Source organism: Xanthomonas sp. 10-10 (assembly GCF_040182365.1).
Classification (GTDB): Bacteria; Pseudomonadota; Gammaproteobacteria; order Xanthomonadales; family Xanthomonadaceae; genus Xanthomonas; species Xanthomonas arboricola_F.
Genome location: NZ_CP144460.1, coordinates 2,885,741 through 2,911,089 on the forward strand (window position 1 = coordinate 2,885,741; position 25,349 = coordinate 2,911,089).

General features: G+C 65.2%; 22 protein-coding genes and 1 pseudogene. 11 read left to right on the plus strand and 12 right to left on the minus strand.

Features of this window, described 5'->3' with window-relative positions:
* Positions 1–139: 139 nt before the first annotated feature.
* Positions 140–411: pseudogene (locus VZ068_RS12205) on the plus strand (hypothetical protein).
* Between the two features lie 272 nt (positions 412–683).
* Here VZ068_RS12205 and VZ068_RS12210 read toward each other — a convergent pair.
* The 5 genes from VZ068_RS12210 to VZ068_RS12230 form a co-directional block, all read right to left on the minus strand.
* Entirely contained in the window at positions 684–1,442 is a 759-nt protein-coding gene (locus VZ068_RS12210) for a cytochrome c1 (RefSeq protein ID WP_349655454.1), read from the minus strand.
* Complete coding sequence (locus tag VZ068_RS12215) at positions 1,435–2,694, minus strand: cytochrome bc complex cytochrome b subunit (protein WP_259150680.1); 1,260 nt, start codon at positions 2,692–2,694, stop codon at positions 1,435–1,437. The genes VZ068_RS12210 and VZ068_RS12215 overlap by 8 nt, the downstream gene beginning before the upstream one ends.
* Complete coding sequence (gene petA, locus VZ068_RS12220) at positions 2,694–3,338, minus strand: ubiquinol-cytochrome c reductase iron-sulfur subunit (RefSeq protein WP_259150681.1); 645 nt, start codon at positions 3,336–3,338, stop codon at positions 2,694–2,696. The genes VZ068_RS12215 and petA overlap by 1 nt, the downstream gene beginning before the upstream one ends.
* A 367-nt stretch (positions 3,339–3,705) precedes the next feature.
* Complete coding sequence (locus tag VZ068_RS12225) at positions 3,706–4,689, minus strand: lytic transglycosylase domain-containing protein (protein ID WP_349655455.1); 984 nt, start codon at positions 4,687–4,689, stop codon at positions 3,706–3,708.
* Between the two features lie 49 nt (positions 4,690–4,738).
* Positions 4,739–5,704 carry a WYL domain-containing protein gene (locus VZ068_RS12230; RefSeq protein ID WP_349655456.1) on the minus strand — a complete coding sequence of 322 codons (966 nt, stop codon included), beginning with the start codon at positions 5,702–5,704 and terminating at the stop codon, positions 4,739–4,741.
* 109 nt (positions 5,705–5,813) lie between these two features.
* Between VZ068_RS12230 and VZ068_RS12235 the strand changes: the two genes are divergently transcribed.
* The 9 genes from VZ068_RS12235 (at position 5,814) to VZ068_RS12275 (ending at position 15,013) form a co-directional block, all read left to right on the plus strand.
* Positions 5,814–6,458 carry a glutathione S-transferase family protein gene (locus VZ068_RS12235; protein WP_349655457.1) on the plus strand — a complete coding sequence of 215 codons (645 nt, stop codon included), beginning with the start codon at positions 5,814–5,816 and terminating at the stop codon, positions 6,456–6,458.
* A gap of 36 nt (positions 6,459–6,494) precedes the next feature.
* Complete coding sequence (miaB, locus tag VZ068_RS12240) at positions 6,495–7,964, plus strand: tRNA (N6-isopentenyl adenosine(37)-C2)-methylthiotransferase MiaB (RefSeq protein ID WP_349655458.1); 1,470 nt, start codon at positions 6,495–6,497, stop codon at positions 7,962–7,964.
* A 677-nt stretch (positions 7,965–8,641) separates the two neighbouring features.
* Positions 8,642–9,628, plus strand: a complete 987-nt coding sequence (locus VZ068_RS12245; protein WP_349655459.1) for a PhoH family protein — start codon at positions 8,642–8,644, stop codon at positions 9,626–9,628.
* A gap of 411 nt (positions 9,629–10,039) precedes the next feature.
* Positions 10,040–10,702, plus strand: a complete 663-nt coding sequence (locus VZ068_RS12250; protein WP_349657702.1) for a hypothetical protein — start codon at positions 10,040–10,042, stop codon at positions 10,700–10,702.
* Between the two features lie 54 nt (positions 10,703–10,756).
* Positions 10,757–11,242, plus strand: a complete 486-nt coding sequence (ybeY, locus tag VZ068_RS12255) for an rRNA maturation RNase YbeY (protein ID WP_046964885.1) — start codon at positions 10,757–10,759, stop codon at positions 11,240–11,242.
* Entirely contained in the window at positions 11,242–11,760 is a 519-nt protein-coding gene (locus tag VZ068_RS12260; protein ID WP_349655460.1) for a hypothetical protein, read from the plus strand. The genes ybeY and VZ068_RS12260 overlap by 1 nt, the downstream gene beginning before the upstream one ends.
* Positions 11,761–11,856: 96 nt before the next feature.
* Complete coding sequence (locus tag VZ068_RS12265; RefSeq protein ID WP_005989773.1) at positions 11,857–12,735, plus strand: transporter associated domain-containing protein; 879 nt, start codon at positions 11,857–11,859, stop codon at positions 12,733–12,735.
* Complete coding sequence (locus VZ068_RS12270; protein ID WP_349655461.1) at positions 12,732–13,997, plus strand: DUF4105 domain-containing protein; 1,266 nt, start codon at positions 12,732–12,734, stop codon at positions 13,995–13,997. The genes VZ068_RS12265 and VZ068_RS12270 overlap by 4 nt, the downstream gene beginning before the upstream one ends.
* Before the next feature lie 14 nt (positions 13,998–14,011).
* Positions 14,012–15,013: a magnesium and cobalt transport protein CorA gene (locus tag VZ068_RS12275; RefSeq protein ID WP_259150701.1), complete on the plus strand. Its 1,002-nt coding sequence runs from the start codon at positions 14,012–14,014 to the stop codon at positions 15,011–15,013.
* Positions 15,014–15,268: 255 nt separating this feature from the next.
* Here VZ068_RS12275 and VZ068_RS12280 read toward each other — a convergent pair whose 3' ends face one another.
* Entirely contained in the window at positions 15,269–16,633 is a 1,365-nt protein-coding gene (locus tag VZ068_RS12280) for an NAD-dependent succinate-semialdehyde dehydrogenase (protein ID WP_349655462.1), read from the minus strand.
* A 171-nt stretch (positions 16,634–16,804) separates the two neighbouring features.
* On the opposite strand from VZ068_RS12280, the gene VZ068_RS12285 reads away from it, so the two are divergent.
* A complete protein-coding gene (locus VZ068_RS12285) occupies positions 16,805–17,335 on the plus strand; it encodes a hypothetical protein (protein WP_349655463.1) in 531 nt (176 codons plus the stop codon).
* A 155-nt stretch (positions 17,336–17,490) separates the two neighbouring features.
* Here the strand turns inward: VZ068_RS12285 and VZ068_RS12290 are convergent, their stop codons facing one another.
* The 6 genes from VZ068_RS12290 to VZ068_RS12315 form a co-directional block, all read right to left on the minus strand.
* Positions 17,491–18,339 (minus strand): ABC transporter permease subunit, encoded by an 849-nt coding sequence (locus VZ068_RS12290; protein ID WP_259160784.1) that lies wholly within the window; start codon positions 18,337–18,339, stop codon positions 17,491–17,493.
* The gene (locus VZ068_RS12295; protein WP_259150705.1) at positions 18,336–19,250 is read right to left on the minus strand and encodes an ABC transporter permease subunit; all 915 of its coding nucleotides are present in this window, start codon (positions 19,248–19,250) and stop codon (positions 18,336–18,338) included. The genes VZ068_RS12290 and VZ068_RS12295 overlap by 4 nt, the downstream gene beginning before the upstream one ends.
* The gene (potA, locus tag VZ068_RS12300; protein WP_349655464.1) at positions 19,247–20,377 is read right to left on the minus strand and encodes a polyamine ABC transporter ATP-binding protein; all 1,131 of its coding nucleotides are present in this window, start codon (positions 20,375–20,377) and stop codon (positions 19,247–19,249) included. Before potA ends, VZ068_RS12295 begins: the two co-directional genes overlap by 4 nt.
* 509 nt (positions 20,378–20,886) lie before the next feature.
* Positions 20,887–22,377, minus strand: coding sequence for an efflux transporter outer membrane subunit (locus tag VZ068_RS12305; RefSeq protein WP_349655465.1), 1,491 nt, complete (start codon positions 22,375–22,377; stop codon positions 20,887–20,889).
* Positions 22,378–22,381: 4 nt separating this feature from the next.
* Entirely contained in the window at positions 22,382–23,968 is a 1,587-nt protein-coding gene (locus tag VZ068_RS12310; protein WP_259160790.1) for an MDR family MFS transporter, read from the minus strand.
* The gene (locus VZ068_RS12315) at positions 23,965–25,152 is read right to left on the minus strand and encodes an HlyD family secretion protein (protein ID WP_259150713.1); all 1,188 of its coding nucleotides are present in this window, start codon (positions 25,150–25,152) and stop codon (positions 23,965–23,967) included. Before VZ068_RS12315 ends, VZ068_RS12310 begins: the two co-directional genes overlap by 4 nt.
* Between the last annotated feature and the right edge of the window lie 197 nt (positions 25,153–25,349).

Genomic DNA, 25,349 nt, shown 5'->3' on the forward strand with positions numbered 1-25,349 from the left:
TCCCATGTCGGGCGCGGCCGGCGCTGACGCATCATCGGCAAGTAGGTCCGCGGCTTATCTGCGGATTCTGTGCAGGGCCCTTGTCCGCCCACCATCGCGGGACACGCCGCAAGTACGTCCTTGTAGGCTCCGGCGCGGCATCCATGCCGCTCAGGGTCCCGCGACGGTGAGCGGGCAAGGACCAGTCGAGATGGTCGGTACGCGAAGTAAGAGCAGTGCTGGGTGCGCCTTGTTCGATCGTGAAGCATCGGCACCACGCCTGATGCGCAGCGCGCGACAGACGGCTTTTCGAATGAGCACCGACCAATCTGTCTGGTGCGGTGTCCTCGCCGCTTGCGGGACCGTGTGGCGGCATGGATGCCGCCACCGAGCCCCCAGGGACGGGTTCACGGCGTGTCCCGCAAGCGGTGAGGGCGCAGCGCCCTCGACGCTGCGAGTTTGCTGCAAGGCCCTTGCCCGCCCACCATCGCGGGACACGCCGCAAGTACGTCGAAGTAGGCTCCTGAACGGCGTCCATGCCGCTCAACGACTGCACGACCGCCGACAGACGCGGCCCATGCTCGAAATCGGCAAGCAGCATGCATACACCCTGGTCCTGCGCGGGGCTTGCATGCACCGGGCGACCAGTCTGCTGCTCCTAGGCGGCCGCGGCATTGCGCGGCCGCCTCGGGTTCACAGCACGATCAATGCACGTCCTTCCAGTATTCCTTCTTCAGCAGGTACGCCATGAAGGTGAGGAACACCAGGAACAGGATCACCCACACGCCCATGCTCTGCCGTTTCAGCGCCGCCGGTTCGCCCGCGTACTCGAGGAAGTTGGCGATATCGCGCACGGTCTGATCGAACTCCACCGGCGTTTGTCGTCCCGGCTGCCCAAGCTTCAGTGCCTCCACCGGTTTGTCGCCGGTGGCCTTGTCGGCCGGGCCGAATTGCGCCTGCTGCAGACCTTGCAGTTCCCAGAGCGGATTGGGCATGGATGCGTTCGGGAACAACTGGTTGTTCCAGCCCAGCGGACGGGTCTGATCCAGATAGAACGACTTGAGATAGGTATAGACCCAGTCGGTGCCGCGGACGCGCGCGATCAAGGTCAGATCCGGCGGCGCCTTGCCGAACCACTTGGTCGCCGCATCGTGCGGCATGGTGCCTTCGATATGCTCGCCGATCTTGGCCCCGGTGAAGTTGAGGTTGGCCATGACCTCGGCTTCGCTCAATCCCAGATCGCTGGCCATGCGCGAATAGCGCAGGTACTTCAACGAGTGGCAGCCGGAGCAGTAGTTCATGAACAACTGCGCGCCGCGTTGCAGCGATGCGCGGTCGCCCAGATCATTGCCGGCCTGCTGCACCTTTCCGCCCTCGGCCGCCATTGCGCCAAGGGCCAGTGTCAGTCCGCAGAGCACAACCGCCACGCGCGACTTCCATGACATCACGATGCGCTTAGTCATGGGTCGTCACCCGCTCCGGTACCGGCTTGGTCTTGTCCAGCCGGGTCCACACCGGCATTGTGATGAAGAAGGCGAAGTACAGGAAGGTCAGCACCCGCCCGACGTAGGTCTCGTGCGCGTCGGTGCCCGGCCCGGAGCCGATCACACCCAGCCACACGAAGCACACCACCAGCACGCCCAGCGCCACCTTCGAGATCCAGCCGCGATAGCGCACCGACCGCACCTTGGCGCGATCCAGCCACGGCACCAGGAACAGGATGGCGATTGCCGAGAACATCACCAGCACGCCGCCCAGCTTGTTGGGCACCACGCGCAACATCGCGTAGTACGGGGTGTAGTACCAGACCGGTTTGATGTGCTCGGGCGTGACCAGTCGATTGGCCTCGGTGAAGTTGTCGTGTTCCAGGAACAGGCCGCCGAACGCGGGGGCGAAGAAGATGATGAAGGCAGCGATCAGCAGCAAAAAGCCGACACCGACCAGATCCTTCACCGTGTAATACGGATGGAACGGAATGCCGTCGGCGGGCTTGTGCGCATCCCAGCGATTGCCCTTGGGTCCCTTCTTGATCTCCACGCCATCGGGATTGTTGGAGCCCACCTCGTGCAGTGCGCCGATGTGCAGCACGATCAGCAGCAACAGCACCAGCGGCAGTGCGATCACGTGCAGCGCGAAGAAGCGGTTGAGCGTGGCATCGCCGGGCAGGTAGTCGCCCATGATCCACTCGGTCAGCCCGTTGCCGATCACCGGAATGGCGCCGAACAGGGAGATGATGACCTTCGCGCCCCAGAACGACATCTGGCCCCACGGCAGCACGTAGCCCATGAAGGCTTCGGCCATCAGCACCAGGTAGATCAGCATGCCCAGGATCCACACCAGCTCGCGCGGCTTCTGGTAACTGCCGTACATCAGCCCGCGGAACATGTGCAGATACACCACGATGAAGAACAGCGAGGCGCCAGTGCTGTGCATGTAGCGGATCAGCCAGCCCCACTCCACGTCGCGCATGATGTATTCGACCGACGCGAACGCATCGGCCGCACTGGTCTTGTAATGCATCGTCAGGAAGATGCCGGTGACGATCTGATTCACCAGCACCACGATGGCCAGCGAGCCGAAGTAGTACCAGAGGTTGAAGTTCTTCGGCGCGTAGTACTCGCTGATGTGCTTGCGGTACGTGGGCATCAGCCCGGGTGCGCGTTCGTTGACCCACTCGAACACGCCGTTGGCGGTACGAACCAGGATATTGCTCATCAGGCAGCCCCCGTGCTTTTGGCCGACGTACCGGCACCATCCGGATCGACGCCGATCACCAGGGTGTTGTCGTCCACATAGTGATGCGGGGGCACCAGCAGATTGATCGGTGCGGGCACGCCGTCGAAGACGCGGCCGGACATGTCGAAGCGCGATTTATGGCACGGACAGAAGTAGCCGCCCTTCCACTGCGGGTCGTAGGGCTCGGGCCGGATTTCGGCCACCATTTCCGGCGAGCACCCCAGATGCGTGCACAGCCCGACCAGCACCGAGATATCGGACTTGATCGAGCGGTACTCGGGGTTCTTCAGCACGTAGTCGGGCTGTTGGTCCTTGTTCTCGGACTTGGGGTCCTTGAGCCGGTCGTCCAGCGACGGCAATGCGTCGAGCATCGCCTTGGAGCGTTTGACGATCCAGATCGGCTGACCGCGCCATTCCAGAACCAGCCGTTGCCCTTCCTGCAAGGCGCTGATGTCGGCGGTCACCGGTGCGCCGGCCAACTTGGCGCGTGCACTGGGATTCCACGACTTCACGAACGGAACTGCAACAAATCCTGCTCCGACCGCACCGACCACGGCCGTCGTCGCGGTCAAAAACCGGCGACGCCCGATATCAGCAGGTGCGTTAACCCCATCGTTGGCCATCCGGCTCTCCGATCTTGATTAGGTAGCGTGAGGCTGCCAACGGCTGGCGGGGGGTCCAGCCGCGATGAATCGACCGCAGTGTAGCGGAACGCTTAATGCACAGACAATGCAATGTACGCAGTCGGGCATGTGCGATGCAATGGCCGATGTGTGCGGGCGCCTGGGACGATGCAGGCCAAGCGCGATGGCTTATGCAGTGGCTGTGACGCAGTACGCGCGCGCAGCGCATTCGTTCGAGGGGGGATGACGCAGCGGCGGCATCGCAACGCATGTGCAGCATTGGCGACCACGCGAATGACAAGACCTCATGGAGTGGCCACCACAGCGCCGCATGCCGCATCTGCAAGCGCCGGGACCAACGCGTTGCTCAGTTGGCAGTGGTGCTTTGACCGCGATAACGGCCGGCCAGCAGGCCGACGCGTTGCACATAGCGCTGGGTCTCGCTGTAAGGCGGCACACCGCCATAACGATCCACGGCCCCCTCGCCGGCGTTGTAGCCAGCGGCCGCTAGCGTGAGGTCGCCATTGAAGCGCTTCAGCAACCACGAAAGATATTGCACGCCACCGCGGATATTTTGCGATGCGTCATAAGCATCGCTGACGCCGAAGCGGCGCGCAGTGCCCGGCATCAACTGCATCAAACCCTGCGCACCGGCGCGACTGAGCGCCAGCGGGTTATATGCCGACTCGGCATGGATGATGGCGCGCACGATCGCCTCTTCGACCCCGAACTCGCGCGCCGCCGACGCGATCTCCTGCTGATAGGCCGCGGTGTTGAGCCGGATTGCGCCGAAGTTTACGCCCGGCTTGGCGCCGCAGGCGTAACAGGTCTCGATGAAGCTGTAGTGGATGGTGCGCAGCCCTTCGATGCTGGCCACCTGGCGCGGACGTGCGCTGGTGTAGTGGCGCACGCCGTCCTTCATATAAGAGTAGACCTGTCCGCTAACCACGCGGCGCGGGTTGACCGCAGCGGCCGGCGCAGCGGCGGGCATGATCGATGTCGCACGCTCTGCCACCGGCAGCGTAGGCGGCGCGGCCATAGCCGTCCCGGCAGCGCGGCGTGGTGGCGGGCTGATGATGGTGGCAGGTGCACCGCTGTCGATCGTGGCGACGGAACGGGCCGACGTGGTGGACACTGCCGCTGCCGGAGGCAGTGGCGCAACTGGCACACGGCGGGCCGAGCGCTCGGGGGTGAAGCTGCTGATGACGCTGCAGGCCGCACCGCTCTGGCGCTTACTGAGGTAGCTGGTGATGCCGTCGCCGCTGACACACTTGTACAGCGTGCCGGCGCTGGCCGGCGCAGCCGACAACGCGACAAACAACAGCCCCAGCAATCTTGACGTCCCCTTCATGCGGCGGAGTGTCCCAGCTTGCCCCGGGCTTGCCAAGAGGCAGTAGCGCTCAGGCCGACGGCCGGTGCAGTCGCGTCCGCAAGGCGTCCAGCGCATCGAGCAGCGGTTGCCGCATGGCGGCCGGTGTAATCGCCTCGAAGGGCAGCTCGAGCAGCAGCAGATTGGCGGCAAGCGCCGGCATGGTCGGCGCGCCCAGCCCCAGCCAGCAGTGGTCAGCGCCGTCTGCCTCCAGCGCACCCAGCCAGGGTGGAACCTGCGCGGCCAGCATCTCCAGCGTGCCAGGCAACCGCACCCGCGCACGACACGGAAACGGCGCTTCGCCGATGGCCTTGCGCAGCAGTTGCAGCGGATCTTCCGGCAGCGCCCGGGCCTCGAACCTGGCGCCGGTGGGCACCGCCAGATCGATACGGTCGGCGCGCAGCGTGCGCCAGTCCTGTCGTTCGCAGTCCCAGGCCAGCAGGTACCAGCGCCGGCCGTAGTTGACCAGCAGCGCCGGCTCGACGCAGCGGGTGATGGCCGCGCCAGAGTGACGCCGATAGTCCAGCCGAAGCGTGGTGCGGTCGCGACAGGCGCCGGCAAGCTGGGCCAGCAAGGCCGCATCCACCCGGGTTCCCGGCTCGGCGATCGGCATGCTTGCCATGGCCGCGTGCGCCGCGCTGGCGCGTTGACCGCTGCGCCGCGGCAGCAGCGGGTCCAGTTTTGCCAGCACGCGGGCGGCGGCGGCATCCATGCCGGCGATGGCCGGCGCCGCCGCGCGCAAGGCGATCGCCACGGTCAGCGCCTCTTCCTCCTCGAACAGCAGCGGCAAGGCGGCCGCCCCCTGCCCGAGTCGGTAACCGCCGCCGGATCCCGGCGCCGCATGCACCGGGTAGCCGAGCTCGCGCAACCGCTCGATATCGCGCCGCAGGCTGCGCGGGTGGACCTCCAGGCGCTCGGCAAGCGCAGCGCCCGGCCAGCTGCGCCCACCTTGCAGCAAGGAAAGCAGTCGCAACAGACGAGCAGCGGTCGAGGCCATGCCCAGACGGTATTGCGGACAGAAGCTGTCCGCAATAGCTCCGTAGGATCGTCATACCAGCAATGACCCTGCACCCGCCCCATCACCACCTGATCCCAAGGAGACAGCCATGCCCGACGACCGCCATATCACCCTGTTCCACAATCCCCGTTCGCGCTCGCGCGGTGTCCTGGTGCTGCTGGAGGAGTTGCGCGCCAGCTACAGCCTGCAGGTCATCGATCTGGAAAAGGAGCAGCAGCTTGCGCCGGACTTCCTTGCGATCAACCCAATGGGCAAGATTCCGACGATCGTGCACGGCGACAGCGTGGTGACCGAACAGGGCGCCATCTACCAGTATCTGGCCGAGCTGTACCCCGAGGCCGGCCTGTCGCCCGCGCCGGGCGATGCCGACCGCGGCGGCTACCTGCGCTGGCTGGCCTTCTACGGTGCGGCGTTCGAGCCGGCGATCGTCGACCTTGCGCTCAAGCGCACGCCCCCACCGCGCTCGCTCTCGCCCTATGCGGACTGCGACACCGTATTGAACGTGGTCTACACACAGCTGGCGCAGGGCGACTACCTGCTGGGCCCGCGCTGCAGTGCAGCCGACGTGCTGTGGGGCGGCGCATTGGCATGGATGGTGCAGTTCGGCCTGATCGACCCGCCAGCCCCGACCCGCGCCTACATCGCACGGATGGCGGACCGCCCGGCGGTCGCGCGTGCCACCGCCATCGATGGGCAGGCAGCCGACAGCGCAGGCACGGGCATCAGCGGGTAAACTGGGCGGCTATCTCACCCGCCTGGAATAAGCGCCATGCCCGGGACATCCGTTTCCGATCTGTCTGCGGCCACCGCCGTGGGCGCCCCTGCCCTGCTGCCGTTGCCGGTCGCCCGCCCGGCGGCGCCTGCCGTGGTGCGCGGCAAGCTGTACATCAAGACCCACGGTTGCCAGATGAACGAGTACGATTCGGCCAAGATGGCCGACGTGCTTGCCGCCTCCGAAGGGTTGGAGCTGACCGACAACCCCGAAGACGCCGACGTGGTGCTGGTCAACACCTGCTCCATCCGCGAAAAGGCGCAGGAAAAGGTGTTCAGCCAACTGGGGCGCTGGCGCTTGCTCAAGGAAAGCCGGGCCAAGGCCGGCGGCACGCCGGTGATCATCGGCGTGGGTGGCTGCGTGGCTTCGCAGGAAGGCGAGGCCATCGTCAAGCGTGCGCCGTATGTGGATCTGGTGTTCGGGCCGCAAACCCTGCATCGCCTGCCGGAACTGATCCGTGCACGGCGCCAGTCCGGCAAGTCGCAGGTGGATATCAGCTTCCCGGAAATCGAGAAGTTCGATCGCCTGCCCGAACCGCGCGCCGATGGTCCATCTGCCTTCGTGTCGATCATGGAAGGCTGCTCCAAGTACTGCTCGTTCTGCGTGGTGCCCTACACGCGCGGCGAAGAAGTCAGCCGCCCGTTCGAGGATGTGCTGGTGGAAGTGGCGCAACTGGCAGCGCAAGGCGTGCGCGAGATCAACCTGCTGGGCCAGAACGTCAACGCGTATCGCGGTGCGTATGGCGCCGATGCGGGTGAAGCGCCGCAGTACGCCGATCTGGGCCTGTTGATCCGCACCATCGCGCAGATCGAGGGCATCGGCCGCATTCGCTTCACTACCTCGCATCCGCTGGAATTTTCCGATTCGCTGGTGGATGCGTATCGCGATGTGCCACAGCTGGCCAACTATCTGCATCTGCCGGTGCAGGCCGGCAGCGACCGCATCCTGTCGGCGATGAAGCGTGGCTACACCGCGCTGGAATTCAAGTCCAAGATCCGCAAGTTGCGCGCGGTGCGTCCGGATATCTCGATCAGCTCGGACTTCATCGTCGGCTTTCCCGGCGAGACCGAAGCGGATTTCGAAAAGACCATGAAACTGATCGAAGACGTCGGTTTTGACCAGAGCTTTTCGTTCGTGTATTCGCGTCGCCCCGGCACGCCGGCCGCGGATCTGGAAGACGACACGCCCGAGGCGGTCAAGCAGGCGCGCCTGGCCCGCTTGCAGGCGCATATCAGCGCACATGCGGCGACCATTTCGCAGTCCATGGTGGGCAGCGTGCAGCGGGTGCTGGTGGAAGGCCCGTCGCGCCGCGACCCGAACGAACTGACCGGCAAGAGCGAGAACATGCGCCCGGTGAACTTCCCCGGCAGCCCGCGCCTGATCGGGCAGTTTGTGGATGTACTGATCACCGAGGCGATGAGCAACTCGCTGCGGGGCCGCATCCAGCTGGACGACAGCACCAGCTGACATACGCGCCGCATCTGTGCGGCGCTGCATTGAAGATGCGATCGCAGCGCACCTACGTCGTGCCTGCGCTGCAGGCGTGATGCCTCGTGCGCAACGGTTGAACGTTGCATGCAGGCTGCTCGGAGTAGTGCGTGCCTGCGCCGCGCTGTGCGACCCATGCATTGACACGCGTTGCGCCCGCGTCGATGCAACCCGGTGCACTCGCTGCCTACGGTGACTGGTGGTCGATGCACGCGGGAGTGCAGCCGTGTTGCCGCAGAACAGCAAGGCCCCGCCCCACGTATCCGACGCTGCCTGTGCAGCGACTGCATCGTGTGGCCAGGAGCGCATGGCCTGGTTGCGGCAGTGATCAAAAATTCACCACACAGGTTCAACACCTTGCAGCGCAAGGCGTGGTGACACTTACCCACAGGCTTTGCCGAATTCGATCCACACCGCGTGTGGACAACCCTGCGCGCAGTGGCGACTTTTTCACCACTCACCCATCAGACCTTATGCCAGTAGGGCTGACGCAATCTATCCACAGGTTAGTGATGCGTGACTCCACAGCGCTTGTGGAAAAGCTGCTCGCCCCGTATCGACCACGCCGCGACGCCCGGCATGTTGGTGGGATCACATCCTGCGCGCTACCCTCACCTGCCGCCCTACCGACGCTGCGCGCGCTGTCCGATCCGACCATGAACTCACCTGCCTCCCGCGATTTCACCCTGGAACCCGACGACACCGAGCGCCTGGCCAATCTGGCCGGCCCGTTCGACGCGCACCTGCGCCAGATCGAACTCAAGCTTGGCGTGGAGATCGCCAACCGCGGCAATATCTTCCGCATCACCGGGCCGGAGCCGGCGATCACCGCCGCGCAGACGCTGTTGACCGCGTTGTACGACGAAGCCGCCTCCACCACCTTCGATAACCACGCGATCCACCTGCGCCTGAACGATGCCAATGTCGAGCATGTGGTCGATCGTTCCTATGTGGCACAGGACGTGGCGATCAAGGTCAAGCGCGGCACCGTGCGTGGCCGTGGCGCCAACCAGGCCAAGTACCTGCACGCGATCACCACCCACGACATCAATTTCGGCATCGGCCCGGCCGGCACCGGCAAGACCTTCCTGGCGGTGGCCAGCGCGGTGGAAGCCTTGAACGAATCGCGCGTGCAACGGCTGATCCTGGTGCGCCCGGCAGTGGAAGCCGGCGAAAAGCTCGGCTTCCTGCCCGGCGACCTCAGCCAGAAGGTGGACCCCTACCTGCGCCCGCTGTACGACGCGCTATACGAAATGCTGGGCGTGGAAAAGGTGATCAAGCTGCTGGAGCGCAACGTGATCGAGATCGCACCGCTGGCGTATATGCGCGGCCGCACGCTGAACGATGCGTACGTGATCCTGGACGAGGCGCAGAACACCACCATCGAACAGATGAAGATGTTCCTGACCCGGCTAGGCTTCGGCTCCACCGCAGTGGTCACCGGCGACCTGACCCAGATCGACCTGCCCAAGCACGTCAAATCCGGCCTGCGCGATGCGATCGAGGTGCTGCGTGACGTGGAAGGCGCCAGCTTCACCTTCTTCGAAGCGCGCGACGTGGTACGCCACCCGCTGGTGCAACGCATCGTCACTGCTTATGAAAAGCGCGATCTGGCCGAAAAGCCTGTCGAACCTGCGGCATGAAGCAAGCTGGTGGGAGGTAACCGCGGATACCCTGCTCGGCACGACTCGGTGCAACGCAGGGCAAGCCGGGAAACCTCAGGTAGCGCGCGGTCATCGCACAGCCTCTCGCGCCGGTTGGTCTACAGCGGTACCGAGCCCCACACACCAACCGGCCGCGTCACGGCGATACACTTGCGGCATTGTTCTGCACAGGAGGTGCACATGGTCGGATGTCGCGTGTTGTTCTTCGCCTGCATGCTGGGTGTTGCTCCAGTTGCGTTATCGGCCGCGCCGGATGAGCCCCCGGCAGCCTCGCGCGCTTACATCGAAACCAGTTACCTGGCCGCGCCGAGGAACGTTGGTCCATTTACGCTCGCCCGCAGCTCCTACAACCCGGCAGCCAAGGTCTCTGGGGCTGGATTCCATTACGCGATGGCTGAGCATCCGGAATTGAATATCGATGTGTTCGTTTACCCAGCCGGGCAACGCGCTCAAGCCGAGGCCATCGAGCACGGCATGATCGCCTTTCGCAAGGACCTCGCCGCGGCGCGCACACAAGGCACTTATTCGCGGCTGGACGAGCTGGACCAGAGCAGGTTCGTATTGACCAGCGACGATGCCCCGAAAAACATCCCGGCCAATGCAGTGGATGCTAAGGTGATCGCGGCCATCGCGGATGCCGAACGCATCGTTGGGGAAAAGTTGCAGCTCAGCATGGACCTGTCGTCGTCCGGCATGCCGCTACTGTCCAACGGCTACCTGTTCTACAAGCAGCTGTACTACATCAAGGTGCGGGTATCGGCAGCACAGCAAGCAATCGCGCAGGCCAGGTTCGACGCACTCGCCGACCAGGCTGCGCGCGCGCTCGTACCTGCCATCCAGGTCAGCAATGTTGGCGGGTGCGCGGACCTGACCGTCCACCTCGATGCCAAAGCGACGCCCGATCAAGGCGCCGTAGAGATGGCGCGCCAAATCAAGACTCATCTGGGCTTCAATTGCCACGGCTCGACCAAGCAAGCCGGCATCGAAGAGCTGGTCAAGACAGCCGAGGTGATCGAAATCGGCTATGACCCCAGCGAGTGGAAGTCGCAGTGAGGCAACGCACGCGCGATACTGTGGCTCCCGTCTGAGCTCAATGCTGGTATCGCCATGACCAAAGGCCCCATCCGCCTCGACGTCGCCGTCAGTTACGCGTTGCCGCGCGCCGGCCTGCCGTCGGCGGTAAGTTTTCGCAAGTGGGTGGCTGCGGCGCTGAAGGGGCGCATCCGCGAAGCCGACCTGGCAGTGCGCGTGGTCGACGAGAAGGAAGGCTGCTCGCTCAATCATCATTACCGCGGCAAGGATTACGCCACCAATGTGCTGAGCTTCCCGGCCGAACTGCCCGAAGGCTTGCCCAAGGGCATTAAGATGCCGCTGCTAGGCGATCTGGTGATCTGTGCGCCGGTGGTGGCGCGCGAGGCGGCCGAACAGGGCAAATCGCTGGCGTCGCATTACGCGCATCTGACCGTGCACGGCACCTTGCACCTGCTGGGCTGGGACCACGAAGACGACAAGGAGGCCGATGCCATGGAGCAACTGGAGCGGGAGATCCTGGCCGATCTAGGCATCGACGACCCGTATGCGGGGGAGCGCTGATGCGCGCGTTGCTGGCCATGAGCGTCCTGCTGCTGAGCCCGTCGGCGGCTGTTGCCCAGACCGCGCCGGTGCGTCCGGACCTGCCGGCGCTGATCGAATGCCGCCAGCGCATCGGCGACTTCAATGCCCTGGCGCCGGTGCTGGCCGACCCGCTCAAGGCGGTCGCGCTGGGCTGGACGCCGCTGGATCAGTCCAACCTGTTCATGACCGAATACACGCTCAACACGCCGATCAGCGTGTTCGGCCACAGCACCACGCATATCGCGTTTTCCGGCGCCAGCATCATGGCGCTGCTGGACCTGCCCGACCCGCGCCCGCTGGCCAAACAGCTGAACCTGGAGCTGGGCGTGGATAACGCCGACAAGGTGATGTACGGCCGCGAGCTGGTCAGCGAAGACACCACCAACCCGAAAACCGGCGAGGCGATGATCGAATCGGTCGTGCTCAGCGTGACCAACGTCAAATCGCATCCGGGCAAGACCGTGGTCGGCTGCGGCTATAGCCTGGACCTGCCCTGACACCCCGGCGCCCGGCAGCGGATCCACAGCGCCTTGCCGGCTTCCTGCTAGACTGCAGCCTAACGCCTGGTTTGCCGGGTGCCGTTCCCCGTCACGATGTCCGAAGACGACAGTAGCCATACCTCAGAACCCTCCGAAAAACGCCGCAGCTGGCTCGAACGCCTGAGCGCGGCCTTCTCCGGCGAACCCCACACCCGCGACGAACTGGTCGCGCTGCTGCGGACTGCCGAGCAAGACGGTCTCATCGCCGCCGACACCTTGCGCATGATGGAAGGCGCGATTTCCGTGTCAGAGCTCACCGTGGGCGACGTGATGATTTCACGCTCGCAAATGGTCTCGCTGCCGGTGGAAGCGCGCTTCATCGACCTGATGAAGCAGGTGGTCGAATCCGGCCATTCGCGCTTCCCGGTGCACGGCGAGAACAAGGACGAAGTGCTCGGCATCCTGCTGGCCAAGGACCTGTTGCGCGGCGTGGTCGCCGACAACGGGCCCGGCAACGTGCGCGAGCTGCTGCGCCCGGCGGTGCTGATCCCCGAGTCCAAGAAGCTCAACGTGCTGCTCAAGGAATTTCGCCTGTCGCGCAACCACATGGCGATCGTGGTGGACGAGTACGGCGGCGTCGCCGGCCTGGTCACCATCGAAGACGTGCTGGAGCAGATCGTCGGCCAGATCGACGACGAGCACGACGATGCCGAAGAAGAAAATTCGCTGATCGCGATCCAGGCCGATGGCCGCTACGTGGTCGATGCGCTGACGCCGATCGAGGACTTCAACGAGCGCTTCGGCGCCGAGTTCCCGGACGACGAGTACGACACCGTCGGTGGTTTGGTCACCGATGCGATCGGGCACCTGCCGGAGACCGGTGAAGAGCTGACCCTGGGCCGGTTTGCGTTCCGCGTGGCCAAGGCCGACGCGCGCCGCGTGCACGCCTTCCACGTCACCATCCTGCCGCCCGACCCGCAGGACGACGCTTGAACCTCGCACGCCGTTCCGCCACGGTGCGCTACCGCCGTGGTGCCTGGCAATGGGTCGCGTGCTGGGCGCTGCTCCTGCTGACACTGCTGGTGGCACCGCTTGCCTCGGCGCAGGCTCTGCCCACTGCTGTGCCGACCAGCGCACCGCCACCACGCGTCGGCGTGGTCACCATGCAACCGGGCGAGGTGTTCTTCGAACGCTTCGGGCATGACGCCATCGTGGTAGTCGACCCGCTCACCCAGCAGGCCACCTCGTACAACTTCGGCTTCTTCGACCCGAGCGAACCGGACTTCGTGCCGCGCTTTGCGCGTGGCGAAATGATGTACTACCTGGTGGCGCTGCCGCTGCAAGAAGACCTGTCGCAGTACCGCAACGTTGGCAGGGGCGTCAGCATCCAGTGGCTGGATCTGCCGCCGGAGCAGGCGCGCGCGCTTGCCGATGGGTTGGCGGTCCGCAGCCGGCCGGAAAACGCCCGGTATCACTACGATTATTTCGAAGCCAACTGCGCCACCATGGTGCGCGACACCCTGGACCGTGCGATGGGCGGCGCGCTCAAGTCGCAACTGGCCGGGCGCTCGCGCGGCAATACCTTCCGCAGCGAAGCGGTGCGCCTGGCCTCCCCTGCCCCGTGGATGTGGCTGGGCTTCGACCTGGGGCTGGGGCCGTATGCCGATCGCCCCTTGTCGCGCTGGGAAGAAGCCTTCGTGCCGATGCGCTTGGCCGACAGCCTGACCCAGGTGCACAACAGCGCCGGCCGCCCCTTGGTGCAAGCCACGCAGGTGCTGCTGCCGCATCGCATCGCGCCGGAGCCTGCCGAACAACAGCGCCATTGGTGGCCGTGGTTGTTGACCGGGCTGATCGTTGCCGCCGGCATGCTGGCGCTGCGCCGCAAACCCCGATTACTGGCCGGCCTTGCGCTGCCATTCTGGCTACTGTGCGCCATCGGCGGCAGCTTGCTGGTGTATCTGTGGGGCTTCACAGCGCATCAGTCCGCATGGGCCAATCGCAATCTGTTGCTGGTCAATCCGCTGTGCGCGTTGCTGTTGATCGGCAGCCTGCAGTCGCTGCGTGGTCTCCGGCCCGGACGCTGGTTCGATGGGCTGCGCTGGGTGGTGGCTGCCGGGGCTTTGCTGGCTCTGGTCATTCACTGGCTCTCATTCCAGGCGCAGGACAACCTGCAATGGGTGATGCTGCTGTTGCCGATCCATGTCGCGCTCGCGATCGCTCTGCAGCCGCGCGACTTGTCGCTGCGTACGCGCTGATCCAGGATGCGCCCATGAACAATCACGGTCGCCATCCAGACAACCCGTCCTGCGTCATCACCTGCGCCTACTACGACGGCGACGGCAAGCGGCACGACATCAGCCTGGAGCAGATCAGCGATGTGCTGCAGCGCCCGGACGGCTTCGTCTGGGTTGGCTTGTACGAGCCGCAGGAGTCGGTGCTGCACAAGCTGCAGGAGGAATTCGGCCTGCACGACCTGGCCATCGAGGATGCGCTCAAGGCGCATCAACGCCCCAAGGCCGAGAGCTACGGCAATTCGTTGTTCGTGGTGGTCAACACCGCGCAACTGGTCAACGAACGCATCCGCTACGGCGAAACGCATGCGTTTCTGGGCGCACGCTTTTTGCTCACCGTGCGCCACGGCGCGTCGCTGTCTTACACGCCGGTGCGGCACCGGGTCGAACGCGAACCGGCGATGCTGCGCATGGGCGCGTCGTTCTGCCTGTACGGCGTGCTGGACTTTGTGGTCGACAACTATCTGCCGATCATGGACGAGTTCCGCGACACGCTGGAAGGCCTGGAAAAAGACATCTTTGCCGACAATTACAAGCGCGAAACCGTGGTGCGCCTGTATGAGCTCAAGCGCGAACTCAACAAGATGCGCCTGGTGGTCGCCCCGCTGCAGGACGTGTTGTCGCACCTCAAGCGCAATCCGGGCTCGCTGATCCATGACGAGGTCGGCATCTACCTGCGCGACGTGCTCGATCACGCCGTGCGCATCAACGATGCCATCGATACCTTGCGCGAGATGCTGGGCACCGCCTTGAGCGTCAACCTGTCGATGGTGACGCTGGCACAGGGCGAAACCGTCAAGCGCCTGGGCGCCTGGGCCGCCCTGCTCGCCGCGCCCACGCTCATCACCAGCTGGTACGGGATGAATTTCACCCACATGCCCGAACTGGACAAGCCCTACGCCTACCCGTTGCTGGTAGGCGGTGTGGTGGCCTCGTGTCTGGTGCTGTATCGACTGTTCAAGCGGGCGCGGTGGCTTTAGGCCGCTTTGCGGCCCGGGATTCGAGAGTTGGGATTCGGGATTGGTTAGAGCGGGTTACTGACTGCTGATTGTTGTTTTGGCACTGAACTGCTTGAGGTTCCCGCACTGCAAGGGCGCGCCAGCTCTGTACTGGCTGATTTGAAGGCATCGGCATCATCGTGTGCTGCCCGTGCCCTCATCCGCCCTTCGGGCACCTTCTCCCGAGGGGAGAAGGAAGGCCTGCTCTTACGAATCCCGAATCCCCAATCCCGGCCCTCAAGCCACATAGATCGTCTTGATGTTCATGAACTCGTGGATGCCGTGATCGGCGAGCTCGCGGCCAAAGCCTGAGCGTTTGATGCCGCCGAACGGCAGCCGTACATCGCTCTTGACCACCGAATTGACGAAGGCGGCGCCGCACTGCAGTTGCTGCGCCACGCGTTCGCCGCGCTTGGCATCTGCGGTCCACACGCTGCCGCCCAGGCCGAAGGTGGTGTCGTTGGCCACGCGTACCGCGTCGGCTTCGTCGGCCACGCGGATGATCGAGGCCACCGGGCCGAAGAATTCTTCGTCGTACGCCGGCATGCCGGGGGCGACCTGGTCGAGGATCGTGGCCGGGTAGCCCGCATGCGAGCCCGGTACTGGTTCGCCGCCAAGCAATACCTTGGCGCCCTTCTGCACGCTGGCCTGCACCTGCTTGTGCAATTCGTCGCGCAGGTCGGCGCGTGCCATCGGTGCGAGCGTGGTGGCTTCCTGCTGCGGGTCGCCGAGCACGCGCTTGGAGGCAGCGGCGACGAAGCGTTCGATGAACTGGTCGGCGATGGCATCGACCACTATGAAGCGCTTGGCTGCGATGCAGGTCTGCCCGCTGTTGTCGAAGCGCGACTGCACTGCCGATTGCACGGTGTGCTCAAGGTCGGCGTCTTCCAGCACCACGAAAGCATCGCTACCGCCCAGCTCCATCACGCATTTCTTCAGCTGATCGCCGGCATTGGCGGCCAGCGAGCGGCCAGCACGTTCGCTGCCGGTCAGCGTGACTGCGGCAATGCGGTCATCGCGCAGCACATCGGCGGCCTGATCATTGTCGATATGCAGCACGTCGAACACACCCGGCGGAATCCCGGCAGCATCGAGCACCTGCTTCATTGCATCGGCGCAACGCGGCACGTTGCTGGCATGCTTGAGCAGCGCCACATTGCCGGCCATCAGACCCGGTGCAAGAAAGCGAAACGCCTGCCACAGCGGGAAATTCCACGGCATCACCGCAAACACGCAGCCCAGCGGTTCGTAACGCACATAGCTGGACTGCGCTTCGGTCGGAATCTCGCGCGGCGCCAGGTACGCGGCGGCATGCTCGGCGTAATACGCGCAGGCCTGCGCGCACTTGTCGACCTCGGCCAGCGCCTCACCGCGCAGTTTGCCCATCTCGGCGGTCATGATGCGCTGCAGATCCTCGCGCCGCTTGGTCAACTCTTCGCCGACCCGGCGCAGCAGTGCACCGCGCTCGACCAAGGGCAGCGCTGCCCACTGCGGAAACGCCTTGGCCGAAGCAGCAAGACGCGCCTCGATGGCGGCGGCGTCCAGCGTCTGCTGGGTGTGTTCGACCTGGCCATTGGCCGGGTTGACGGTGTCGTAGGACATGATGGTCTCCTGTTACAGACCCCTCATGCTAGTCGCCGGGAAGTTGCAGCCGCGTCACAACTCCCTGAAATCTGTGCAACGCTGTGTTTACCGGCGCCGCGACGCAATGCCGCACCTCCAGCGCGCAGCCCGCGCACGAACAGCAGCGGGGATCACACTCCGGACAAGGCCATGAAAACCGCCCTGCCCTGTTCCAACGGTCCAACGGTCCAACGGTGCAACGGTGCAACGGTGCAAGATGCTCTAGCATTGCGCAGTGGCATAGCTATTCATTCATGGAAGACCACCACGATGCGCAGGGATCTCATTGTTCTGGTTGTACTTGGCAGCAGCGCGTGCCTGCCTGGATGCGCCGCCTTCCAGGACCTGTTGGGTGGCCCGCGTCCCGGCCCGGCCGGGTTTGTCACTGTGAGCTGCACCAGCCTGCAGGCCGATCCCGCGCAACCCTGCGAGGACGAAGCACTGCGTGCGTGCTCGGACACGGCCATCCGCCAACTCATCACCGCGCAGTCGTCGCCGAACTTGGTCACGATCTTTCCAGATAAGCGAAAGTCCAAGGACGACAACAAGAACGACCGCAAGGACCGCGCCGACGAACAACCCCGAGTCGAGCAACACGGCTATGACATCCGGGCCGAATATCAGTGCTACCTGACCAAACCGGAGCCCTGGGACAACGGTTACACGCCACCAGCCAGGTAAGAGCCGCACATCGAATTGTTGCGCGCATCGGCCAGCAGACACGTCGAGCGGCCTGACGCGACGTGCAGCCTTCGCACACGTAGGTGGCTCAAGCGTTTGCGTCTATCCGGCAGCGGGCCTCCGCGGTTCATCGGCAGCCTGGCGCTGGCGCGCGCTCAGGGAATAGCTTGCTGCGCCAGTTGCGCATCGCGCTGCCGGCGCTTTTCGCTGCGTGCCAGCAGCCACCACCCGATGACAGCGGCAACCGACACCGCCAGCACCATGACCGTGGCCAGTGCGTTGATCTTGGGGCTGATGCCCAGCCGCACCGAGGAGAACACCTTGATCGGCAGCGTGGTGGAACTGGGCCCGGCCAGGAAGCTGGCGATCACCACATCGTCCAGCGACAGCGTGAACGCGAGCAGCCAGCCTGACGCCAGCGCGGGAGCAATGATCGGCAAGGTGATCAGGAAGAACACCTTCAGTGGGGTGGCACCCAGGTCCATCGCGGCTTCTTCCAGCGAGCGATCCAGCTCCTGCAGACGCGAGGAAATCACCACGGTGACGAACGAGACGGTGAAGGTGACATGCGCCACCCAGATCGCCACCGCACCGCGCGGGGCGATACCGAGCACGCCGCCCATCGAGACCAGCAACAACAGGATCGACAAGCCGATGATCACCTCCGGCATCACCAACGGTGCGGTAATCAGCGCGCCGAACAACGTCTTGCCGGGAAACCGTCGCATGCGCACCATCGCCATCGCGGCCATCGTGCCCAGCACCGTCGACGCACAGGCGGTCCAGAACGCGACTTCCAGGCTGACCCAGGCCGCCTCCAGCAACTGGCGGTCGCGCAGCAGCTCGCCATACCAACGTGTCGAAAATCCGCCCCATACCGTGGCCAGGCGCGAGGCATTGAACGAGTACACCATCAGCAACAGGATCGGCAGATACAAAAAGCCGAACCCCAGCGCGAGCACGCTGCCGCCCAGCACGCGCCCACCGCGCGAGGCGCGCATCATGTCAGCCGCCCTTCCAGCTCGCGCTGCTGGTAACGGTGGAAGATCACGATCGGCGCGAGCAACAGCACCAGCATGACGGTGGCCACTGCAGCAGCCACCGGCCAATCGCGATTATTGAAGAACTCGCCCCACAGCACGCGGCCGATCATCAAGGTGTTCGGGCCGCCCAGCATCTCGGGAATCACGAACTCGCCCACCGCCGGGATCATCACCAGCATGCAGCCTGCCACGATGCCGTTGCGCGACAGCGGCAAGGTGATGCGCACAAACGCCTGCCACGGACGCGCGCCCAGATCGTAGGCCGCTTCCAGCAAGCGGTTGTCGTGCTTGACCAGATTGGCGTACAGCGGCAACACCATGAAGGGCAGATAGCAGTAGACGATGCCGATGTAGGCGGCGATGGGCGTATACAGCAACTGCAATGGCTGCTTGATCACGCCCAGTGCCAGCAGCGCCTGATTGAGCAGGCCGTTGCCATCGAGTATGCCGATCCACGCGTAGACGCGAATCAGGAACGAGGTCCACGACGGCAGCACCACCAGCATCATCGCCACGTTGCGCGTGGCCAGCGGCAGGCGCGCGATCACATACGCCATCGGATAGCCGAGCAGCAGCGCCAGTGCGGTGGAGATGGCCGCGATCCTGATCGAGCTCAGGTAAGCGGCCACGTACTGGCTGTCGCGCAGCAGTGCCAGGTAATTGCCCAGATGCAGCTTGACGCTGACTGCGCCATCGGCCGCATACGCGAACAGCGGCGTATACGGCGGCATCGCAGTGGCGCGTTCGGCAAACGAAATCTTCAGCACGATCAGGAACGGAATCGCGAAGAACACCAGCAGCCACAGGTAGGGCGCGGCGATCACGCCCCAACGCGCACCCGGCAAGCCGCGACGGAAAAGACGCGGTCTCATGCGGTGAGCACCACGCCATCGTCCTCGCCCCACCCCACCCACACCGCATCGCCCCAGGTCAGCGCTTCGCTGGCCCAGCGCTGGCGATTGGCGAAGTTGGCCATCAGCTTGACCCCACTGGGCAGGCGCACGTGGTAGACCGAATGGCTGCCGAAATAGGCGATATCTTCGATCACGCCCTGCGCCTTGTTGCAGGCCTGCGCCGGCTCATCCTTGCCGATGGACAATTTTTCCGGGCGCAGCGCAAACGCCACCGCCTGTCCTTCGAACCCGGTGATGCCGTGGCCGATGCGGATACGGGCGTCGAAGGCCGGCGTCTTCAAGGTGACGTAGTCGGGCGCGTCTTCGGCGATGACGGCGTCGACCAGATTGACCGAGCCGATGAATTCGGCGGCAAAGCGATTGGCCGGTTGTTCGTAGATTTCATCGGGCGTGCCGACTTGCTGGATCCAGCCCTGATCCATCAGCGCGATGCGTGTGGCCATGGTCATCGCCTCTTCCTGGTCGTGGGTGACCATCACGCAGGTAACGCCGGAGGTTTCGATGATGTTGACCAGTTCCAGTTGCATCTGCGAGCGCAGTTTCTTGTCCAGCGCGCCCATCGGTTCGTCCAGCAGCAGCAGCTTGGGCCGCTTGGCCAGCGAGCGCGCGAGCGCAACGCGCTGCTGCTGGCCGCCGGAGAGCTGATGCGGCTTGCGCCTGGCCAACGCGCCCAGCTGCACCAGCTCCAGCATCTCGCCGACGCGCGTGGCGATGGCGGCCTTCGCCAAGCCTTCCTGCTTCAGGCCGAAGGCGATGTTCTGCTCCACGCTCATGTGCGGAAACAGCGCGTAGGACTGGAACATCATGTTGATCGGACGCTCGTACGGCGGCAGCGCGTCGATCGGCTGGCCATCGAGCACGATGCGCCCCTTGGTGGGTCGCTCGAAGCCGGCCAGACAGCGCAGCAAGGTGGATTTGCCGCTGCCCGACCCGCCCAGCAACGCGAAGATCTCGCCCTTGCGGATCTGCAGGCTGACATCGTCCACCGCGACAAAACCATCGAACTCCTTGCGGACCTCGCTGATGGACAGGTAGCCGGCATCCGCAGGGCTGGACAGGGGCGGCAGGGCGTCGGTCAGTGACATGGTTCCTCTCGATGACGGCGAGCGCAGACTCCGGGGCCAGAGCCTGCGCGCCATGATGGCAAAAGCGTGTGTCGGCTGCCGGGCGCGTGCAGGTCTGCGCGTCTACGGCTGAGAGTGACGGTCAGGCGGCATTGCGGCAAGAGCACGTGACTGTCTCGTTGGTGCCCTGCCTCGATTGCCGCAGACATCGACGGGCATGCCAGTCAATCAAGCGCAGCCAGCGCTGAAGTTGGTCTGATCAACCGCCTGCCCGGATGCAAACCGCACGCCGTCCGAGCCTATGGCGATGCGCAGACCGGCATGTAGGTCGTCATCGTCCGTGCGTGGTTGACTCCAGCAACGTCCAGGCCCGACCACTGATTGACGCGACGTCTGCCCCCCCATCAACCGACGGCATCCGTGCGACCAAAGACCGCACTGTCGACCGCACGCGCAACCATCACGGACGGGCGGCAATGGGTTTGGGAGCGCAGGCATCCATACTGGAGCGCTTCATCGACAATCGGCACTCAACGCGTCTGCTCCGGCGCCTGGCTCCAACCCAGGCCCAGGCTCTTCTGTAGCGCGACATAATTGACCAGCAGCTGCACCTGCGCCTGCGCGGCGGCGTCCTGCGCGGACAGTTGCTGGCGCTGTACGTCGAGCAGATCGATCGACGACGTCGCTCCGGCATCGCGCCGTTGTTGCATCAGCCCGGCCGAGCGCGTGGCCGACGCTTCGGCCTGGCGTGCGACCACCAGTTGCTTGCGCGCCGAGCCGAAACGCGACAGCGCGGAGTTGGCGTCCTGCAACGCCGCCAGCACCGCACCCTCGTAAGCCGCCTCGCGGCCGGCGTTGCCGGCACGCGCCTGCTCCACCTGCGCGCGGGTCTTGCCGAAATCGAAGATCGACCAACGCAGCATCGGCACCGCCAGCGTGGTCAACGCGTCGGAGTTGAAGTCGCTGGGCGAGCCGGCGACCCAGCTCAGGCCGCCCAGCAAGGTCACCTGCGGGAAATAGCCATTCAACGCCTCGCCGATCTGCGCGCTGGACGCCGCCAGCTCGCGCTCGGCCTTGCGCACATCGGGGCGGCGGCGGATCAACGCGCCGGCATCGTCCACGCGCACGTCGGTGGGCAACATCGGCAGCGGCCGCACCGCAGCCAGTTGCGCGTCCAGCGCACCCGGCTCGCGGCCGACCATCAAGGCGAGCTGGTCCAGCGCTTCCTGCAACTGCATGTCCAGCGGCAGGCGCTGGGCTTGCTGCTGCTGCACCTGGGTGGCGATCTGGTCGACCTGCAGGTCCGAGGCCGCACCGCGCTCGCGGCGCTGCCGGGTCAGCGCCAGCGATTGGCCGATCTTGTCCAGGTTGGCATCGGCAATGGCCAGCCGTGCCTGCAGCCCGCGGTAGTTCAGATACACCTGCCCCACTTCGGCAGCCAGTTGCACCTGCGCATCGGCCAGCTCGGCTTCGGAGGCCTGCGCTTGCGCCAGCGCACCTTCGGCGGCACGACGGCGGCGGCCAAAGAAGTCCAGCTCCCAGCTGGCATCGAAGCCGGCGCTGTAGATCTGGGTCTTGTCCAGATCCAGCGCCTCGCTGCCCTGTGCCGGTGGCTGGCCGTTCTCACCGTTCTGCAAGCCGCCCAACGTGTCGACGATGGTCTGCGGCGGCTCGGCATACGCATACACCGCGCTCGCGTTGAGCTTGGGCAGACGCTCTGCACGGCGCTGGCTGGCCAGTGCACGGTTGGCGCGCAGCCGTGCCTGCGCCGCACGCAGGTTGGGACTGTCGGCCAGGGCCTGGGTCACCAGCTGGGTAAGCTGCGCATCGTTGAGCTGCTCCCACCAGTGATTCAACGGAGCGGCGGCAACCACGTCGGCGCCACCGGCGCGATGCAATGCGGGCGCCTGAATCGCCGCATCGGCCACGGGCGGTGCCTTGGTGTAGTTGGGGCCGAGCATGCAGCCGCCGAGCAACACGGCGCTCAACGCCGCCGCCAGCGGCATGCGGACCAGGCGCATGGAATCAGTGCATTGCAAGGTGCGCCCCCTTGGGTAACGGCTTGAGCAAAAAGGCCAGCGGAATCGTGCAGACCACGATCACGCCGAAGATCCAGAACAGGTCGCTATAGGTCATCACCAGCGCCTGCTGCTGCACCAGGCGCGCCAGCTGCGCAACCGAGCGGATGGCCGCCTCGCCGCCGGCGCTGCCCTGCATCTGCGCGGTCAGGCCGGACAGAAACTCCTGCGCGCGTGTCGCATTGGCGGTGATCGCGCTGCCGATGGTTTCGGTGTGGAAGGTCATGCGGCGCTCCTGGAAGGTGGAGATCAGCGCAAGCCCCACCGAGCCGCCCAGGTTGCGGCCGGCGTTGAACAGGCCTGACGCATCGCCGGCCAGCTCCGGCGGTACCGAAGAGATGGCCGCCTGGTTCAGCGACATCATCGCCAGCGCCAGGCCGCAGCCCTGCAGCAACTGCCCGGCGACAAAATGCGTGCCGACGGTGTCGGCGGTCAGCGACAGGTTGACGAAACAGGCCGCGGCAAAACAGATCAGCCCGGCGATCACCAGGATGCGTACGTCCACCACCTCCAGCAGCTTGGGCATCATCGGCATCAGCAGCACGGTCGGCAGGCCCGACAGCAGCAGCACATAGCCGGCCTGCTCGGTGTTGTAGCCGGAGATCACCGCCAGGAACTGCGGAATCATGTACATGACGCCGAACAGGATCATGCCCACTGCCATGATCATGATGAACACTGCGCCGAAACTGCGGTGCAGCAGCAGCGACAGGTGAATCACCGGCGGCCGCTTGCGGAACTGGCCGATCACCAGGGCGATGAAGCCGCTCAAGGCGATCACGCTCAGCATGTTGATCTCGCTGGATTCGAACCAGCGCTCACGCTGGCCTTCTTCCAGCACCACGGTAAGCCCGCCCAGGCCGGCGGTCAGGCCGTAGATGCCCAGCCAGTCCGCATTGAGCAGGCCGGCCCAGTCGCCTTTTTCATGCTTCAGGCCGAGCAGCAGCAAGGCCACCAGGCCCACGCAGATCGGCACGTTGATGAAGAACGCGTAGTGCCAGCTGACGTTCTCGGTGAGCCAGCCGCCGAGCAGCGGGCCGATCACCGGGCCCATGATCACGGTCATGCCGAACAAGGCCGTGCCCATGGTCTGCTGGCTCGGCGGCAGCCGGGTCGCAACGATGGTCAGCGCGGTGGGAATCAGCGCGCCACCGGCCAGGCCCTGCCCCACGCGGCCGATGATCATCATCGTCAACGAGGTCGACAGCCCGCACACCACCGAAAACGCGGTGAACATCACCGCGCAGATCAGCAGGAAGTTGCGCAGGCCCAGCGTGCGCACGAACCAGCCGGTCAGCGGGATCATGATGATCTCGGCGACCAGGTAAGCGGTGGAGATCCAGGTGCCTTCGGTACCGCTGGCGCCGACCTCGCCCTGGATGGTGGGCAGCGCCGCGTTGACGATGGAGATATCCAGCGTCGCCATGAACGAGCCGATGGTGCCGGCCAGCACCGCCAGCCAGGCGCCCGGCTCGGCCTTTTCGCTGGCAGCGCTGCCGCCGGCGCTCTGGCCGGTGGCTGCCGCTGCACTCACTGCGCGCGCTCCTGCTCCTGCACGCGGTCGGATTCTGCTTCGGCCCGCTGCTTGGCGTCCTTGGCCGAGCGCGTATCCACCGTCACCTCCACCGACATGCCCGGCACCAATACCTTGCGTGCCTCTTCGCCGGCCAGCACACGAATGCGCACCGGCACGCGCTGCACCACCTTGGTGAAGTTGCCGGTGGCATTTTCCGGCGGCAACAGCGCGAACTGCGAGCCGGTACCGGGCGAGAGGCTTTCGACCTTGCCGTGCAGCTTCACGCCGGACAGCGCATCGACCTCGATTTCGGCCGGCTGGCCGGGACGCATCAGGCCGACCTGGGTTTCCTTGAAGTTGGCGATCAGGTACAGCGATTCCTGCGGCACGATGGTCATGGTGCGGGTGCCTGCGGCCAGGAACTGCCCAACCTGCACGGTCTTGTCGCCGACGCGGCCGTGGATACGGCTGGTCAGGCGGGTGTCTTCCACCGCGATGCGGGCCTGGTCGGCGTCGGCGGTGGCCTGCTTCACGCCGGCCTGAGCCTGCTCCAGTTGCGCGGTGCTGGCCTGGATCTGACTCTGCGCTGCCTTGGCCTGCGCCTGGGCGGCGTCGTACTGGGCGCGGGCGCGGGCCAGGTCGTGCTGCAGGCTTTCCTGGTGCTCGTGCGTGTCCGCGCCGGAGGCCGCCAGCGGCGCGAAGCGCTTCACCTCGGCCTGGGCGAACGTGAGGCTGGCAGCGGCGGCAGCGACCTGGGTGCGCGCCTGCACCAGCGACGATTCCTGCGCGGACACATTGGCCGTGGCGGCAGCGATGTCGGCCTGGCGCGCGGCGATCGCGGCCTCGGCCTGCTGCAGCGTGGCCTGGTAGGTGCGGTCATCGATCTGCAGCAACGGCTGGCCGGCGTCCACGATCTGGTTGTCGCCCACCATCACCCGGGTCACGTAGCCGCTGACGCGCGGCGCCACCGCCACCGAATCGGCCTGCAGATAGGCGTTGTTGGTGTCCTGCATGTAGCGGCCCTTGATCAGGTAATAGGCCAGCCAGACCACCAGCAAGACCAGCACCAGCACGCCCACCAGGATCAGCGTCCACTTGACCTTGGGGTTCTTCAAGGGTGAAGGCTTCTGCTCCTGGTCGTCGTGCGCGTCTGCGGCCTGGCTGCGGCCATCGTTGGACTGGCGGTCTTCTTGGTTGCTCAAAGGAAGCGTCCTGTAGGTCGTGGGCGAGGCGCGCGGCGGCATGCCGGATCAGCGGCAGGGCGAAAGCGGCAGAACCATACAATTATTTGAACCCGTCAGTACAGGTTGCGTGACGAGCCCAGTCAGCTGGTGCTGAGGCTGGCCGGACGTGCGCTATCGGCCGGTTGATTCACGTCGGCCAGCCGCGTGCTGCGCGC